Source organism: Paenibacillus sp. FSL F4-0122 (genome assembly GCF_038002845.1).
Taxonomy (GTDB): domain Bacteria; phylum Bacillota; class Bacilli; order Paenibacillales; family Paenibacillaceae; genus Paenibacillus_AQ; species Paenibacillus_AQ odorifer.
This window is the reverse complement of the sequence record NZ_JBBODI010000001.1, coordinates 5627238-5644769: the sequence shown is the minus strand read 5'-3', so window position 1 is coordinate 5644769 and position 17532 is coordinate 5627238. Positions and strand designations below refer to the sequence as shown.

The 17532-nt window shown below is 43.4% G+C and carries 17 protein-coding genes and 1 riboswitch; of the genes, 2 read left to right on the top strand and 15 right to left on the bottom strand.

From position 1 onward, the window contains the following. Positions 1 to 4: 4 nt before the first annotated feature. The 11 genes from murB to MHH49_RS24625 all read right to left on the bottom strand — a co-directional run bounded on the left by murB (position 5) and on the right by MHH49_RS24625 (position 11766). A complete protein-coding gene (gene murB, locus MHH49_RS24675; protein ID WP_076106777.1) occupies positions 5 to 916 on the bottom strand; it encodes a UDP-N-acetylmuramate dehydrogenase in 912 nt (303 codons plus the stop codon). Between the two features lie 152 nt (positions 917 to 1068). Further along, complete coding sequence (locus MHH49_RS24670; protein ID WP_036687549.1) at positions 1069 to 1869, bottom strand: ABC transporter ATP-binding protein; 801 nt, start codon at positions 1867 to 1869, stop codon at positions 1069 to 1071. Positions 1870 to 1924: 55 nt separating this feature from the next. Beyond that, complete coding sequence (locus MHH49_RS24665) at positions 1925 to 2959, bottom strand: FecCD family ABC transporter permease (RefSeq protein ID WP_076273257.1); 1035 nt, start codon at positions 2957 to 2959, stop codon at positions 1925 to 1927. Next, entirely contained in the window at positions 2959 to 4014 is a 1056-nt protein-coding gene (locus tag MHH49_RS24660) for a FecCD family ABC transporter permease (protein ID WP_341138572.1), read from the bottom strand. The genes MHH49_RS24665 and MHH49_RS24660 overlap by 1 nt, the downstream gene beginning before the upstream one ends. Before the next feature lie 220 nt (positions 4015 to 4234). Next, positions 4235 to 5242, bottom strand: a complete 1008-nt coding sequence (locus tag MHH49_RS24655; protein ID WP_341138571.1) for an iron-hydroxamate ABC transporter substrate-binding protein — start codon at positions 5240 to 5242, stop codon at positions 4235 to 4237. A 203-nt stretch (positions 5243 to 5445) separates the two neighbouring features. Then, entirely contained in the window at positions 5446 to 7263 is a 1818-nt protein-coding gene (locus MHH49_RS24650) for an APC family permease (protein ID WP_341138570.1), read from the bottom strand. A 124-nt stretch (positions 7264 to 7387) separates the two neighbouring features. Then, positions 7388 to 7547: riboswitch (cyclic di-AMP (ydaO/yuaA leader) on the bottom strand. Positions 7548 to 7741: 194 nt separating this feature from the next. Continuing rightward, positions 7742 to 8206, bottom strand: a complete 465-nt coding sequence (locus MHH49_RS24645; protein WP_036687553.1) for a disulfide oxidoreductase — start codon at positions 8204 to 8206, stop codon at positions 7742 to 7744. Further along, the gene (locus MHH49_RS24640) at positions 8203 to 8955 is read right to left on the bottom strand and encodes a DsbA family protein (RefSeq protein ID WP_036687554.1); all 753 of its coding nucleotides are present in this window, start codon (positions 8953 to 8955) and stop codon (positions 8203 to 8205) included. The genes MHH49_RS24645 and MHH49_RS24640 overlap by 4 nt, the downstream gene beginning before the upstream one ends. 161 nt (positions 8956 to 9116) lie before the next feature. Then, a complete protein-coding gene (locus tag MHH49_RS24635; RefSeq protein ID WP_036687555.1) occupies positions 9117 to 10433 on the bottom strand; it encodes a hemolysin family protein in 1317 nt (438 codons plus the stop codon). A gap of 314 nt (positions 10434 to 10747) precedes the next feature. Then, positions 10748 to 11212: a spore coat protein GerQ gene (gerQ, locus tag MHH49_RS24630; RefSeq protein WP_036687556.1), complete on the bottom strand. Its 465-nt coding sequence runs from the start codon at positions 11210 to 11212 to the stop codon at positions 10748 to 10750. A gap of 122 nt (positions 11213 to 11334) precedes the next feature. After that, a complete protein-coding gene (locus MHH49_RS24625; protein ID WP_036687557.1) occupies positions 11335 to 11766 on the bottom strand; it encodes a cell wall hydrolase in 432 nt (143 codons plus the stop codon). A gap of 294 nt (positions 11767 to 12060) precedes the next feature. On the opposite strand from MHH49_RS24625, the gene MHH49_RS24620 reads away from it, so the two are divergent. Then, the gene (locus tag MHH49_RS24620) at positions 12061 to 12468 is read left to right on the top strand and encodes a hypothetical protein (RefSeq protein ID WP_341138569.1); all 408 of its coding nucleotides are present in this window, start codon (positions 12061 to 12063) and stop codon (positions 12466 to 12468) included. A 258-nt stretch (positions 12469 to 12726) separates the two neighbouring features. Here MHH49_RS24620 and MHH49_RS24615 read toward each other — a convergent pair whose 3' ends face one another. The 4 genes from MHH49_RS24615 to MHH49_RS24600 form a co-directional block, all read right to left on the bottom strand. Then, positions 12727 to 13119, bottom strand: coding sequence for a DUF2500 domain-containing protein (locus tag MHH49_RS24615; protein WP_036687780.1), 393 nt, complete (start codon positions 13117 to 13119; stop codon positions 12727 to 12729). Between the two features lie 193 nt (positions 13120 to 13312). After that, positions 13313 to 13489, bottom strand: coding sequence for a hypothetical protein (locus MHH49_RS24610; RefSeq protein ID WP_169744776.1), 177 nt, complete (start codon positions 13487 to 13489; stop codon positions 13313 to 13315). Positions 13490 to 13712: 223 nt separating this feature from the next. Next, positions 13713 to 15002: a VPS10 domain-containing protein gene (locus tag MHH49_RS24605; RefSeq protein ID WP_341138568.1), complete on the bottom strand. Its 1290-nt coding sequence runs from the start codon at positions 15000 to 15002 to the stop codon at positions 13713 to 13715. A gap of 30 nt (positions 15003 to 15032) precedes the next feature. Further along, complete coding sequence (locus tag MHH49_RS24600) at positions 15033 to 16415, bottom strand: amino acid permease (RefSeq protein WP_036687561.1); 1383 nt, start codon at positions 16413 to 16415, stop codon at positions 15033 to 15035. Positions 16416 to 16587: 172 nt separating this feature from the next. On the opposite strand from MHH49_RS24600, the gene MHH49_RS24595 reads away from it, so the two are divergent. After that, positions 16588 to 17511: an L-lactate dehydrogenase gene (locus MHH49_RS24595; RefSeq protein WP_036687562.1), complete on the top strand. Its 924-nt coding sequence runs from the start codon at positions 16588 to 16590 to the stop codon at positions 17509 to 17511. The last annotated feature ends 21 nt before the right edge of the window (positions 17512 to 17532 follow it).

Genomic DNA, 17532 nt, shown 5'->3' with positions numbered 1-17532 from the left:
TCATTTATTCTTCTCCAATGATCTCCACTTCAGTTTCCAGCTCTACACCGAATTTATCCTTCACAGTCGCTCTTACATGGTGGATTAGCCCGATGTAATCACTGGCTGTTGCATTATCTGCATTCACAATAAATCCCGCATGCTTCTTGGATACCTCAGCACCGCCGATTCTTGTACCCTGTAAGCCGCTCTCTTGAATTAACTGACCTGCAAAACGGCCTGGAGGCCGCTTAAATACACTCCCACAGGATGGATACTCAAGCGGTTGCTTCGATTCACGTAAATAAGTTAGTTCATCCATTTTTGCCTTGATCGTTAAAACATCACCGGAAGTCATAGCAAATTTGGCCTCAAGTACAATGTACTCACCGCTTGCGAACACGCTTTTTCTGTAACCCCATTGCAGCTCATCACCTTGCAGAGTTACCAATTGCCCGTTCTTATTTATAGCTAGTGCACTATGCAGGACATCTTTGATCTCACCGCCATAAGCACCTGCGTTCATATAGAGCGCTCCACCAACTGTTCCTGGAATGCCACAGGCGAACTCAAGACCCGTAAGCTCCTTATCAAGTGCATATCTGGAAACATCAATTATTTTGGCACCACATTGCGCATATAAGAGATTGTCGCGAATTCCCATTTCGGTCAGTCCTGCCGTTTGCAGAACGATCCCACGTACACCTCCATCACGGATAATCACATTGGAGCCATTCCCAAGTACCGTAAGGGTTATCCCATTTTGTTCTGCATATGTAACGATCTTTTGAATTTCATCATAAGTAGCTGGTGCAGCCAAAATATCAGCTTTGCCGCCCATTTTAGTGTACACGTGATCTTTTAAATTCTCATGACTTTTCACTATTCCTGCAGTCATTAACTGCTCTAGGTCATCTTGAATTTTGTCAATATTCATGTTTTTATGCTCCTTTAACCATGTATAAATGATGGTCCTTGATCTATTTTAAAGAGTTATTATGAAATTGTAGGCAACCACAACTGTAACAACGAACAGGCTCCCTTGTCAATGACGGGAGCCTGTTCGTTGTATGATTTTAGATGATAAAATTACACAGCTTTATAGGCAGCAAGCTCGTAAGGAAGACACAGTGGCACACCCGTACGTGGATCCGGAACGATATCCGCTTCAATTCCAAACACTTCCCGCAATACATCTGGTGTCATAACCTCAGTAGGTGAGCCTTCGCTAACCACAGTACCGGACTTAATCGCTACCATATGCTGCGCATAACGAGTAGCATGATTCAAATCATGCACGACCATGATGATGGTACGGCCTTCTTCCTCATTCAGCTTTTGCAATAGCTGGAGAACTTCGAGCTGATGCGCCATATCTAGGAAGGTTGTAGGCTCGTCAAGGAATAAAATATCTGTTTCTTGAGCTAACGCCATAGCGATCCATGCGCGTTGACGTTGTCCACCTGAGAGACGGTCAATAGGGCGATCATGAAAAGATTCCATGCCCGTAACAGAGATGGCGTTGGAGATGATGTTGCGATCCTCAGCGGTCATCGTGCCAAATCCCTTTTGATGAGGGAAACGACCGTAGCTGACCAGCTCAGATACCGTCAGACCGTCAGGAGCCGTTGGGTTCTGCGGTAGAATCGCTAGCTGCCTAGCAACCTCTTTAGTTGAAAAGTTATGGATCGATTTGCCGTCCAGCATTACGGTGCCACTCTTCGGCTTCATAATCCGGGCCATCGTTTTGAGGATTGTAGATTTACCGGAGCCGTTAGCACCTACTAGTGCAGTGATTTTTCCCGTAGGGATAGACAAGTTCAATCCTTTAACTATAGTAGCCTCTGCATACCCAATACTTAATTCTTCTGTATTCAAACGTTCTGACATGATCTACAACTCCCTTAAAAGTTTTATGGAGCTATGCTCCTAAGTATGAACTAATTTACGCTTTAGACTTGGCGAGTAAATATAAAAAGTAAGGTGCGCCAATAATCGCAACCACAATGCCAGTCGGAACTTCCGCAGGTTGCAACACCCATCTGCCGATGGTATCAGCGGTAATCATAAGAAGCGCCCCTGTCAAAGCACTAGCAGGTAATAACACCTGATGACGGGGTCCCACGAGCCTGCGAGCCAGGTGTGGTGCTATCAGGCCGACGAAGCCAATACCTCCGCTTACTGCGACGCAGGAGCCGGCAAGCGCTACGGCTGTTACCAGAAGGAGAATACGTTCCTTCTCCACACGCATTCCTAGACCTAATGAAGTATGGTCCCCTAGATTCAATACATTTAGAACCCGGGCTTTATAGAAGGCGAACGGTAACAGAATCACGATCCAAGGCAGCAAAGCAAGGACGAATCTCCAATCCCCACCCCATATTTTCCCGGCGATCCAAGTAGCTACAAATTGATAATTATTAGGATCAAGCCTAAGTGCCAATACAAGCTGGCAAGCATTGATTCCTGCAGCGACCGCAATCCCGATAAGGATCAGCCTTGTAGGAGACAGACCATCTGCCTTCCGGTAGGCAAGAATATAGATTAAAGCTGCGGTCAGGCCAGCCCCACCAAGCGCTAGGAGAGGCAAGACAAATACCGGAGCTGCGGTTGTAGCCGGAAAGAACGAGATGAAAATGATTACAGCAAAACCTGCACCAGCACTTATGCCCAGCGTAGCCGGTTCAGCGAGTGCATTACGTGCGAGACTTTGTAGAATACAGCCTGACACTGCAAAGCCCGCTCCAACTAACAATGAAATTACGATGCGGGGTAATCTGAAATCAAATAAAATAAGCTTTTGCTGATGTGTTCCATCACCCAGCAGTGTATGTAATACCTCCAGTGGGGATAGACGCATAAACCCTGTATTCATACTGACTATAAACACCACGACGATCAGTATAGCAAGGAGCGATAACACCGTTATGGTGCGTGTGCGGCGTTCTTTTTCATCTGGAGTAAGGGTTATTTTGGGCATTACAGCTCCCCCTTCCGCTTACTCGCTAAATAAATAAAGAAAGGTACGCCGATGATGGCAATTAAGGCTCCTAGCGGTGTCTCATACGGTGCATTTATCATTCTTGCGGCAATATCTGCAAAGATAATCAATAAGCTCCCCAGAACAGCCGAGCAAGGTATAATCCAGCGGTAGTCCACTCCAACGAAATAACGTGTAACATGTGGAATAATTAGTCCTATAAAAGCAATCGGGCCAACCGTTGAAACCGCACTTCCAGCTAAGATAACCACAACAATCATACATGCCAACTGAACTAACCTTGTCCGCTGCCCCAGACCAACCGCAACTTCTCTTCCTAAGCTGAGCAATGTAACGGATCGTGATAACATCATCGCTGCAATTAAGGCCACGGCCACCCAAGGGAATATAATCTTGATCTGAGTCCAGCTAGCTCCCCCCATCCCACCGGCTAACCAGAAGGCTATATCCTGAGATAAGTTGAAAAGAACAGCTACTCCCTGACTAATAGCAACCAATAAAGCACTAACTGCCGAACCTGCTAGTGTCAATCGCAAGGGGGTCAGGCCATTAAAAGAAAGCGAACCGATTCCGAATACGATAAAAGAGGCCACAGCGGCACCGATAAAGCAATACAACATTAGTGAAGTGAATGAGAGTGAGGGTGCAAAAGCAAATACTATTGCCAGCGCTACTCCTGCTCCTGCATTCAAGCCTAACAGCCCTGAATCCGCAAGCGGGTTTCTTGTCATCCCCTGCATGATAGCCCCTGCTACTGCGAAGCAAGCACCGACTAAGGCGCCAGCAATAGCACGTGGAAATCGCAGTTCTCTAATCACCTGATGTTTTTGTAAATCTGGATTGAAATGAAATATAGCTTCCCATACTGTAGCTAACTTGATATCTGCCGCACCCACTGAGACCGAAAGTGCCAATCCGAAGGCAATGGCAGCAAGTCCAAAAATAAGAATACCAATGGCAGCTGCCGGTCGGGTATGTAGAGCTTTTTTGGGTTCATTGTTAATACGATTTGCGAAATCTGAGGGTGAAACCATGGGTTGTCTCCTTATTCAATAGTTACAATGGTTTATATGATAACAACAATCATTCTCATTATCGCAAAAAAAATTATGTTGTACAATTGCAGGAACGATTTTTCCGTACTATGGGATTGGTTTATAAAAAAATGGTGCAGATCTTTGTATCCCGAGATACTTGATCTGCACGCCCTTCCCCACCGAAATGATCAGTCTCATTCATGGTGAATTACGACTTTTATTTCACAAGACTTTTTAGCACATCGTCAATGATTTTGCTGCCAGCGTTCGCACCACTGTAAAGCCAGCTGCTTGTTGAGCTCATTTCATGCACATTTCCAGCTTTTACAGCTGGGATGCCCTTCCAAATTGCACTATCTAAGATCTCCGAACCCTCAGTCTTATCACTATTTACAAGGAAAATATGATCTGCAGTCAGCTCAGAAAGCTTCTCTAGCGAGATCGGATTCCAAGTTGCTCTTGTTCCTACTGGGATCTCTGTTACTAAGTTAGGAAGCTTTACGCCAAGGTCTGTATATAATACAGCACCACTGCTGCGGGTTTCGTCTACAATATAGAAGTTTTTTTGCACCAACCATAGAATAGCCGCGGACTCTTGTCCAATAGCTCCTGCAAGCTGTTCTTTCGCAGCCGCTGCTTTAACATCATAATCTTTAATGGCTTTTTCTGCTTCAGGGGTTTTGTTCAAAATCTCACCAATCTTGAGCAAAGATTTGCGCCAATCTTGATTTAGTTCATCCCCAATTACATAAGTGGGTGCAATCTTATTCAACTGATCGTAAATCCCGTTCTGAACAGAAGACTCCGATGGGATGATAATAAGATCCGGAGCAAAGCTGGTTACAGCCTCTAACGGAAGATCGTAACTAATTGTAGGAACATCCTTCAATTCAGTGGCCAGATAATCCTGAACGCCATTTGTAACTGACCATTGAGCTACTGGAGTCACACCCAGAGTTACCAATGAGTCTTCCAAATATGAACCCAGGACGCGCTGTGGATTAGCCGGAATCGTTACTTCATGGCCCATTGCATCTGTTAATGTCTTAGGAGCAGCAGGTGCCTCTGTAGATTCTGCTGTAGGAGCTGTTGTAGGCGCTGTTCCTGCATTTGATGAACTTTCAGCATTATTATTTCCACAAGCGGAAAGTATTAGCGTCATCACTATTAGTCCGCTCATTGTCACTTTCATGCTTCCTGATCTTTTTCTGTTAAGCCAAAACATTAAAAACCCTCCTATATGTAACTGCTTTGATATTCAAAGGTGACCTTTACCTCTGCTTCACTTTTAAATGATATTGATTCTCATTCTCTGTGTCAACATATAAATTTCAAATTCTGTGGATTTGCAACAATTTCCTTCATATAAAATACAAAAGAGGTTATATTCCGAACGTTCCGGATATAACCTCATCTTTAATCTTCTACTTATTTATTTAAATGATAAGGGACAGTCGCTACTACAACGTCCTTTTGATTCATTAGATACGAGCGGATTAAAAAGCTGGTCTGATTATGAAGCACGGCTTGCCACCAATGTTTGGTAATAAACTGTGGAATCAGAATCGTGATGTGATCCGTCGCAGCGGTCTTCCACTCAACCGTATCGATAAACTTCACTAACGGACGAATGATACTACGATATCTGGAGCGAAGTACAATCAGGCGTACGCCTGGATTCCATTCCTCCCACCGTTGCTCCATCTTATGAATGTCTTCTTCATCAAAGCCTACATACACAGCAACAACATTATCTGTTAGAGACTTCGCATAGCTGATGGAATGTAATACAGCACGTGTAACCCCTGCAACAGGAACAACTACAGTACTTCCTTTAATTATAGGTTTATCAGTAGCCGGACATATACGCAGTTGATCCGCAGTGTTCAAATAGTGCTTATGAATACGGTGGAACACGAACATTACAGCAGGTAAGAAAATGAATGCCATCCATACGCTCGAGAATTTAGTAATGATAAATATAAGCGTAATCGTCAATGTAGTCAGCATACCGATGGTATTTACAACAAATCTTTTCACCCATCCAGCAGGTCTTGTTTTGATCCAATGCACCATCATCCCCAGTTGGGATAAGGTAAAAGGAATGAACACGCCTACCGCATAAAGTGGAATCAAACCTTCCGTATTCCCATGGAATACAGCCACAAGTATGATAGACATAACTCCTAGAAAAATAATGCCATTTGAGAAGCCCAGGCGGTCACCACGGACCATAAATGCATGTGGCAGATATTTATCTTTTGCAAACATAAAGGCAAGCAGCGGAAACGCTGAATATGCTGTATTAGCTGCCAAGAACAAAATCACTGCTGTAATCCCTTGAATGAAAAAGTACAATCCGCCACGGCCAAAGGTCGATTCAGCGATCTGAGAGACAACCGTAGCCTTTTCATCTGGCACAATACCATACCAATACGCCAGCACAGTGATTCCGGTAAACATAAAGCCAAGGATAAGTCCCATGATCATTAGCGTCTTGGCTGCATTTTTCTCAGCCGGTGCTTTAAAGTTTGGGATCGCATTAGATACGGCCTCAACCCCCGTTAGGGCTGAACAACCAGAGCTAAACGCTTTTAATAGTAGAAACAAACTTACATTAGATACGGCGCTGCCTATTTCAGGAACATTCGCATGCGCGCCACCCATTGCATATTTAACGATACCGGAGATAATCAGAACAACAATCGAAACCACAAACAAATACACTGGAATTGCGATGAACGAAGCCGATTCAGTCACTCCGCGAAGATTAATGATAGTTAATAGAACGATAACAGATACAGCGATGAGAACAGTATGATTATGAAGACTTGGAAAAGCCGATGTGATCGCATCCGTCCCTGCCGAGGCACTAACCGCTACGGTAAGAATGTAATCCACCAATAATGAACCCCCAGCGAGCAGCCCTGTCGGAATACCAAGATTACTCTTGGCTACGATATAAGCTCCGCCTCCTTGCGGATAAGCAAATATCGTCTGCCGATAGGATAAAATCAGGATGGCCAGCAGGCCCAATACGGCTAATGCAATTGGCAGGGAATACCAGATGGCAGTAAACCCGGCAGCCACCAGTACAATCAGAATTTGTTCCGTTCCGTAGGCTACAGACGAGAGCGCATCAGAAGACAGGACAGCCAGTGCTTTAACCTTGGATAACTTTTCATGATCGAGTTCATTCGACTTCATCGGACGTCCGATCAATAGTCGTTTTACCTTGCTTACCATGGTGGATACAGTTCCTTTCTTTGGGAGCTGAAACGGAATTTCCGTGCGCTGTTTTCATCGGTGGATTTCATAAATGCAGACACAAAAATAAGCATACGGAAATGATCCGCATGCTTATGCATGGTCATTTTCCCACCTTGCTTACGAGGTTAGCTGGCGGATTCGGGCTGTGGTTATAGCCCTACGGTACAGGTCTGTTCGACCCGGTTCCGATTCACCCCATTGGCATGAATGCCAAGTTTGGTTCCCCCGTTTTTCCTAAGAAAATTCAGCGCATATTCAACTTCTCACAAGGTCTAATATTAGTCTACAAAGTGCATACAGTAAAGCGTTGAAAAAAATGAAAAAAGAATGAAAAAACATCCAATAAGCTCAAATATAGCGTCTTATTGGATGCTCTCTTTCATTATCTTCAATTATCCCTCTAGCCCGTGATTTTAATACCTTTTCAGCTTTTTTGTAACTTCCAAAGCGAAAACTAAAATCCTAAGCTCTCCTCTGCATCTACTTCAATCATTTCTTCTTCCTTACGTCCATACCAAAGAAGGAGACTAATTAGAGCAAAAGCGATTAAAGCTAACAAAGGAATCGTAATAAATCCGAAGTAGTTCAAGTAATCTTTATTACAAGGAACACCAATTGTACAAGGTAGAACTTTACTTAACGCTGGAATCTTCTGTTCCGCATAATGATAGATTGAGATACTGCCACCAATCAAACTTAATGGAAGCACATAAGGAATGATGCGCTTATCTCCACGGAAAGTAGCAATTCCCAACAAAAATAACTGCGGATACATAAAAATCCGCTGAAACCAGCAAAGCTTACAAGGTTCATATTTCAAGACTTCACTTAAATACAAGCTACCAGCTACAGCAACCAAAGAGACAAACCAGGCCAGATAGAGGCAGTTACGCTTGCAAAAAGATAGGAATTTTGTCACTTTGCCTCCACTGCTTTTGCGGCGGTGTTAATTTCAGATGTAATCGCTTCAATATCGAAAGGTTCAGCCGTTTTCACTCCATTAATGTAGAGCGAAGGCGTAGTTGTCACGCCTGCGTCAGTTGCCAACTGAATGTCTTTCTTCAGCTCATCTGCATAAGTTTTCTCTTGGATGTCTTTACGCAAAAGATCGTAATCGATCGCTAATTTCTCTTTTTCAGCAAGGCTTATCAAGAAATCCTCAGTGGCCCATTCGTCGCTCTCATCCCCTTGCTGCGCATATACAGCATCATAGAACTTCCAGAATTCATCCTTATTCTGATGGTATACAGACAATGCAGCTAGTGAAGCTGTCTCAGAGTCAGGACCAACGAAAGCCATATTTACAAAGTAAAGAGCTGCTTTTCCCTCGTTGACAAAATCTTGAACAATTTTCGGTTTCATGGAGCCAGCAAACTGGGAACAAGCTGGACATTTGAAATCGCCAAATTCAACAAGCTTAACAGGTGCATCCTCATTACCAATCCTAGGTAGCTCACTGTAATTGAATTCTACCGGTTCTCCTGTAGAGACATTCTTTGCTGCATCTTTCGAAGCTAACATAAACAATCCAACAAAAATGATAACTACTACAGCTATTGAACTAATAACTAAAATTCTCGTTTTCTGCTTCTGTTGCTCCTGTTCTACCCGTCGTTTCTCTTGTTTGCTCAACTGGGGAACATTTGGACTTTTTTTAGGTTTACTCAAGGAGAATTCCTTTCTGTCCTCTAGGGACTAATGTAGTTTTTATCATATACATTTAAAATTATATAATTATTAATCTCTTTTTGGCAAACAGTATAGTCAAAAAAAACAGCGTGACTCCAAAAGGAGAAACGCTGCTCTTATTTTAAAAATATATAATTCCATCAAGCTCCAGCTTCTTCATTCAATAACTGTAACCGCAATAGCTTAATTCGAGAAATTCGCTTATTCTCAGTCTCTTCTACAATAAATAGATGATCATCAAATTCTACGGATTGCCCTTTTTGAGGTGGATTAACCTCCAATTTAGAATACAGCCAGCCGCCTATCGTATCGTAATCCTCAGTCTCCATATGAAGACCCAAAAGATCATTAATCTCTTCAATAAGCATCAAACCGTCAATGGAGTGTTCATCCTCGCCAAGCTTCTCAACACCGGGACGTTCCTCATCAAATTCATCCTGAATTTCTCCAACAATTTCCTCCATGATATCTTCCAATGTCACCATTCCTGAAGTTCCACCATATTCATCGATCAATATGGCGATTTGTGTCTTCGCACGCTGCATAACTTTCAGCAAAGCGCTAATCTGAATGGATTCCGGCACGGTTAATATTGGACGAATTAATTTCTGATAACTTTGCGGGCGATCCTTAATTAAGTCCTTTATATGGATGAAGCCTAAAATATGATCCTTATCACCATCACAGACGGGATAACGTGTCCTCATGCCATCATAGGCAATCTCAAGGTTCTCCTCAGCAGAAACATGATTATTCAGACAGATCATCTCTGTCCGCGGAATCATGATCTCCCGAGCCATGGTATCCACAAATTCAAAAATATTGTCAACCAAAGCCATTTCAGTATTATCGATAAAGCCGCTTTTGTTACTTTCCTGCATGATAATACGAATTTCTTCTTCCGTATGCGCCGTTCCCAGCTCTGAAGCCGGGGCTAATCGGAAAATTTGCAGTAAACCACGCGCCAGCCCATTAACGATCCATATCACTGGATACATGATTTTGTAAAATACATTCATCGGTCCTGCTGTTAGTAAAAGGACAGATTCAGCCTTGTTAACAGCAATGGTCTTAGGTGCAAGCTCACCTAATACGATATGCAAGATAGTAATGAACATAAGAGCAATAACCAAAGATACAACATTAACAGCAGTTTCTCCTAAACCTATGCTTCCTAATAAAGGCCCTATAAGATTAGCTATAGCTGGTTGACCCAGCCACCCTAATGCAAGAGAAGCCAATGTAATGCCGAGCTGACAGGCTGAGAGATAGCCATCCAGGTTGCTGACAATGCTTTTTGCATTAAAAGCTTTTTTACTACCTTCTTCAATCAGGGTATCAATTCTACCACTTCGCACTTTCACCATTGCATATTCGACTGAAACAAAAAATCCATTTAACAATACCAACAAAATAATAAGACCAACATGTAATATACCGGGTAAAGGGTCGCTCAATTTATACTCCTATCCACCATTTTCCGTACATGGATGGATAGGCCCACCTCCTTCGTTTTTTCAGAGTATTGGCAAAATGCTCGCCGTTTGTTCCTTTCAGTATCAATTTCCCAATGGTTTCATCTCCAGTCTAGAATCACGTTTTTGAATATATACTTTATTATATTAATATATTGGGGCAAACCGCAAGCATGCGTGTCCTTTCGAAATAAAATGGGCAGTGATTATCAAGATTATTCCATAAATTAATCACAAATAAAAAGAACTCCTAACCGTTTGGCGTTGGAGTTCTTCTCATCGAAGATGGATTACATTTAGCGACAATTTCTCATCGTTGGAGGATTGCCAATTACACCTGGGTATTGATAAGTAAGGGGCTCATCGAAGGTAGCATAATCAAAATAAATCATAAGTAAGACGGTGCGTTGGCCAGTCGCAGGGTCACTGATAATAATGTGGTCACGGCCTGCCGCTTCCAGCACACCCTTGTAAACTTTCGCATTCCAGTCTTTGTTGTTCTCATAAGTAAAATAAAACGTACCTACTTTTCCTAAATTCAGGCGGAAAATATTCTCGATGTAGGATTGTTCGAACGTTTGTGGTGGATTCTGAACTACTACTCCCCCTGGCGTCATTGGACTACCACTGCTTACTTGAGGTGGCATGCTGCCCATGCCTTGCATTCCTGATGACATCGGCATTCCGGAAGACATTGGCATACCTGAAGAAGAGACACTACCGATGGTATAAGTTACGGGGCGGTAAGGTTGAACGATCATTTAATGAAACCTCCTAAATGTTTATCGGAGCATAAACTCCTTTGGACACAAATGAAACTCACACTAACTTTCTGTGAGAATTACTCATTTTATTGAGTAATTCTCTTTGCACAGTTACTAAGCTAATTGCCGATAAATACAGTCGGGCAATCTTCTCCGGTCGGAGTAAAGAAGCAATGGGCTTTGAAGCGGCCAGTGTTTTGTTGGTTATACCAGGTTGCAGGACAATCACCTGCGGGTCTGAAGAACCACAAAGCATTGGTAGCTGGCCAGGTTCTTTCACCAGCAATTACACGTTTGGCTAGACGGATATCTGCTTCTCTGGCTCGCTGATAGAAGTATCCCTTCTGCGGCGCTTCGAAACCTCCTGGACTTTGATAGACCATGTCATTCACATTCCGAATGTTATTAAAGTCCAAGCAATTGCCAAGAATCCGGTTGACGCCAACATTGCCGACCATGAGCATACCGAGTTCTCCATCTTCCTCAGCTTCCGCTCTCATCAACCGCGCCAGCACCTTCACATCTTCCGAGTTCGTTTTGATGACGGCCACGCTGTCTCCTCCTTGGGGTCACTTCTTGTAGCAACCTCGTTCTTAACTGCATGCTGTATAGTATGTGCATTCGCCTAAGAGGTGACAGTTCCCGCCTATTTTTTAGAGTAGGGATTTTTCCTTTTAACCACTCAGCAAATCCCCTTTATCTATACTCTAAGCTGCGTTTGCCCAATTACATTCGCGTTACAGCGTAAGAGTCGGGGGCAGCTGCGGTGTTAGCGACAATGTCAGCGTCAGCATCGATGTCCTCGTTAACGACAGCGTTAGCGTCTGAGTCGGGGGGCGGTGTCGGTGTTAGCCACAATGTACACGTCAGCGTCGATGTCCTTGTTAACGACAGCGTTAGCGTCTGAGTCGATGTTGGTGGCAGCATCAGGGTCGGCGTCGGTGTTAGCGCGTCAGTACAGCATCAGAGTCGGCGTCGGTTTTAGCGTCGAATCGGTGCTGGAATCGTTGTCGGTGTTAGCCACAATGTCCACGTCAGCGTCGATGTCCTTGTTAGCAACAGCAATAGCTTCAACGTCAGCAACAGCATCCACGTCAACGTCCGCTCAGAAGGCGCTATCGGACACAGCTGACCTTATTCGCGATATTAATCCACTTTTGGGATTCTATCGGACCCCAAAGCCCCTATTGGCCCGCAAAGCACCGATTATAAGCATCTTTCTAATGAATAGCTGCATTGGAGTCCGAAACTAGGCTCAAAAGGCTGTGAAATTACAAATAACGTCATCTGGGTCCGTAAGGTAAGAGGGTAATGAATATCTGACACTTAATAGATGATCGCACCTACAGTGAGCTTTGAGAGCTATAGTATCAGTGAGCTTTGAGCGCTACGGGATCAGTGGGCTTTGAGAGCTACAGGATCAGTGGGCTTGAATGGTACATAACCAAAACGCAAAGCAGCGCTCCTCCATTAGCATGGGGATCGCTGCTTTGATTTTATATAACAAATGACTACTCCGCAGTTGAGTATTGTGGCTGTCGTTGGAATCCATGATATCTAGTTCCTTGATAAGTAAGCATTCCTCTATCGCCTTCTGCGCTCAAGCCATATTCATGGCCATCTACTTTAAATTCCATGCGACTGCCGCCTTCCAGCTCGTACGTTAAATAGTAAGTTGTACTCGTACGAGTTGAGCCATTCTCTTCCTGAAGCTGCTGCTGACGTACTTCAGTCCGTTTGCTAACGATATGTGCAGGGATTGTTAGTATGGGTGAGCCATTGTTCCTGCCCCATTGAAGCAAGCCCCTGCCTGCTGATATAGCAAGAATACCAATCATAACAACGATAAAGATCGGCATCACCGTTCCGGCAAAATCAAACATCCACGAAAGATCCGGGCCCATTCCCATGACAGTTTCCCCCTTCTTCCCCTTGTAATTCAGCCTAATTGCTGCGTTCTGGGTACTTCTGTACATGTATATGCCTCATCTAGTCCAGAAAGCATTAAATAAGTGAGACTAGATGCAAAAAGACCACTTCGTTTTCTTAAAAATCAAGAATTCGAGTGGTCTCTATACAGAGTTTTCAGTAATTAAATTAAGCATGAACTAGGTCTAGCAATTTCTTAGTTTCGTCTGTCTGATCATCTAACATTCCATTTTCAGCCCAGCAAGCTCTGCATTGTTCTTCAGTTTCACAAAGATGAGCGTCATCACAGTTGTAGCAAAGTTGCAAAAGGTTTCTTGTCATATAATCTGTTTCGAATGTTTTCATTGTAATCTCTCCTATTCGATGTCTGAGTTTGTGAAAATTTGAACTTGTTTTCTATGTGTTAAATATATCACAGGATTCTTTAAATGTCATGTGATTTTTTTCACATTTATAAAGAAAATTTTAAATAAGTTTTTTCCTTATATTCAATCATTCACAAACAACAATAAACCCCCACTCTGCTAACAACAAAAGAACCTACCAACAGGCAGGTTCTTTTTCCTTATTACATTACGCGCCAGCTGATACCACCATTCGTAGTCTGTAACAGTATCGAGCGCTTGTCCTCTTTTTTCTCAATCAAAAGCCACCCCACCTCAGTGGAAAAAAACTGCAGCTTTACAATCTCCGGATATTCCAGAAGTTTAGATCGCAGTACACTGCTCTCTTTAAGGGGCAACCACGTAGCTCCTTGATCCACCGTATGGTAAAGGGTGTCGCCAAGTATGGTCCAACCGATCTGTGAGTTCAAAAACGTCGGAGCAATTTGACGATTGACACCAGCTTGTGCGTTCAATCCAAAGGATGCAAATTTCCAGTTTGCTCCACCGTTAGCCGTAAAATATCCATGGTAGGCGATTGTTTTTTCTTTATCCTTTTGGCAGCCAACAGACATCCAACCAGTAGACTTACTGGTATCGAAGAACTCCGGTTTGCCCGTAATTACTCGGTCACAATCCTCTAAACGTTCGTTAACCAGAAAAGCTGGCCCGAGGCTCCAACTCTTACCGCCATCTTTTGTCATAAAGATTTTGGGAAGAGCACCTGTCTGCATTGTCACAAATCCATGTGTACTATTGCGAAAAATCATTCCAGTGGTGACGCCGGCAAACGGTATCGAATCATTAGGGAAATTCGGATTGTATTGCTCATTCTGCATCACTTCTTCCCAAGTGGCCCCACCGTCTGTCGTTGAAAAAAGTGCCTTGTTCTCTTTATTGGAAGAAGCGTTCCATGAGGTCATCAGCCAACCCCGTTTGGGTGAGTTGAAATATACAGAGGATACTGTATTCACATCTCCTAAAGATGAGATTTTCCAGCTTTGGCCACCATCTGTGGTTCGCAGCACAATCGTTTCTGTCGCTCCAAAAGCACTTCTTATAATCCAACCATGAGATGGATCCGTGAAGAAAATCCCCTTCCCATACACAGGGTTGGAGAGGAACTGCACATTTGGTGCTGGTGAAATATTAGCCCAAGTTGCTCCGTTATCCCGGGTTAAGTACAACCGGAGTTCGTTTTTGGTAACCCCCCAGGCCAGACCTTCACTTTCACTAAGCAGCTGAAAATCTGTAAGACGAGTCTGAATTTGATATTTCGGAGCACTATCATTGTCAACATGATTCGCGTCTGGAGTAATCAGGGTTATCGTCTGTCCTTCTTCAGGTGCCTCTGTCGGCTGGGGCTGCTGAGTAGGTTCCGGGGGAGGAGATGAACAAGCCGTGACCACCCACGCTAACAAAATCAACATCAATATTAATCTTATTCCCTTCAATCCAGCAATCTTAGATGCCAATAACCTCTCTCCTCTCGGATGGATTGAATCTTATTTATGATTCAAATTACTATTACGATAGCCGTATAGTGCATAGATTAGAAGTCCAACAACTGTCCAAATTAGAAAACCAATCCATGTCTCACTTCCTAGATTATACATCAAAATACCACAAGTTGCCGCACTTAACAGCGGAATGAAAGGTACCCATGGAACTCTGAACCCTCTTTTTAAATCCGGATGAATATATCTAAGCGCGATTACCCCTAAAGACACTACAAAAAAGGCAAACAATGTTCCTATGCTTGTCAGATTTGCCAACCGGTCCAGTGGGATGAAACCCGTTAACACGGCTATTAAGATGCCTACCATCCATGTGCTTCGTACAGGTACCTGTGTTTTAGCATTAATCTTAGATAAACTTATTGGCAGTAGGCCATCACGTGAGATGGCAAATAACAGCCGGGTTTGACCGAATAACATCACGAGGAGTACTGTAGTCATTCCCGCGATGGCTCCAACAGAGATCAGACCGGCAATCATATCCTGATTTACAAAGCGAAGCGCATAAGATACAGGATCACTAACATTGAGATCAGTATATGGAACAATACCTGTTAATACGAGTGAGACAAGAACGTACAAGACAGTGCAGATAGCAAGGGATGAAATAATTCCAATCGGCAAATCGCGTTGGGGTCTTTTCACCTCTTCTGCAGCGGTTGCTAGCGCATCAAAACCTATGTAGGCAAAAAACACTGTGGCCGCGCCATTGATCACGCCATGGTACCCAAAGGGGAGAAATGGAGTCCAATTCTCTGGCTTCACATAGAAAAATCCAGTTACGATAAATAGAAGCACCACTGCTATTTTGATAAAGACCATGATGGCGTTAAAACGTGCCGTTTCTTTCGTTCCCCGAGTCAGTAAATAGGAAATTAACAAAATGATGATTACTGCAGGCAGATTTATTATTGTACCCGCTTCCGGATTATAAGCCCCCGATAGTGCGGTTGGGAGATGTATCCCAAAGCCCTCTAATAACCCCTGAAAATACCCTGACCAGCCACTGCTTACAGCCGCTGCGGCAACTCCGTATTCCAAGACGAGATCCCAGCCTAAGATCCAAGCTAATAGTTCTCCAAAGGCTACATAACTATAAGCATAAGCACTCCCGGAAACAGGAATGGTCGAAGCAAATTCCGAATAACATAATGCCGAGAGCACACAGGCAAACGCCGCCAGTAAAAAAGAAATTATAAGACCAGGACCTGCATGTTCTGCTGCGGCAACTCCTGTCATTACAAAAATACCTGTGCCGATAATGGCTCCTACCCCAAGCATTGTTAGATCCAGGGCACCCAACGTCTTGTTTAACTGCGTCCCCTCAGAACTTGTGGGTATGTTTAGAGCCTTTTTACGAAATAAATCCATCCTTACATTCTCTCCTGTCTAGTCTTGCTAAGATAATGAAATAAAAATCACATTTTAGTATGGCCTTAATTAGGGTAATGCATTAAATAAGATCAGCTTGAAAACACTACCGTTAACGATTATGATGGACAAGATTGAAACCAAAAATTTGAAATATTAAGGAGATGGAGACATGGCCCCCCCAAAACCCAATCGGGTCGTAGTTATCGGTACTGGAGCAGTTGGTACAACTACAGCCTATACATTATTGTTACGTAGACGTATGCCCGAACTCGTACTTATTGACGTTAATCATCAGAAAGCACTTGGCGAAGCACTGGATATGAATCACGGCATGCCTTTTGTCGGTGGTGTGAAGTTATGGGCTGGTACTTATGAAGACTGCCGTGAAGCAGATATCATTATAGTAACTGCCGGTGCATCACAAAAACCGGGAGAAACCCGGATAGATCTGCTTCGTAAAAATATTTCAATTTTTAAAGATATCATTGAAAAAATTACAAAGTATAACCAACATGCCATTCTACTTATTGCGACTAACCCTGTAGATATTCTGTCTTACGCGACTTTGAAAATAAGCGGGTTTGACCGCAGACGTGTAATTGGTTCTGGTACGGTACTTGATAGTGCTCGTTTTCGCTATTTGATCGGTCTTCACAAAGAAATCGATCCTCGCAGTATTCACGGACAGATCATCGGTGAACATGGAGATTCAGAGCTTCCGGTTTGGAGTCTTGCGAATGTAGCTGGGATTGATCTTGGTTTTGACGAAGCAGAACGCGAAGAAATCTTCCAAGATACCAAGAATGCAGCCTATGAAATAATTGATGCCAAAGGCTCAACCTCTTATGCAATAGCGCTTGCACTGGACCGAATTGTAGTCTCCATTCTTCATAATGAAGGCGCCGTGTTGAATGTTTCTACTTTATTAAATAACTATAACGGGGTTTCGGATGTCTATCTCGGTGCACCTTGCGTAGTAGATCGCTCGGGTGTTCGACAGGTACTGGACCTCCCACTCAATGAAACCGAACAGGCTTTATTCCAGAAATCCGCTGAGAAGCTAAAAGCAGAAATAGCTAAGCTAGAATTGTAAGCGAATCTGGCTGGAAACAGC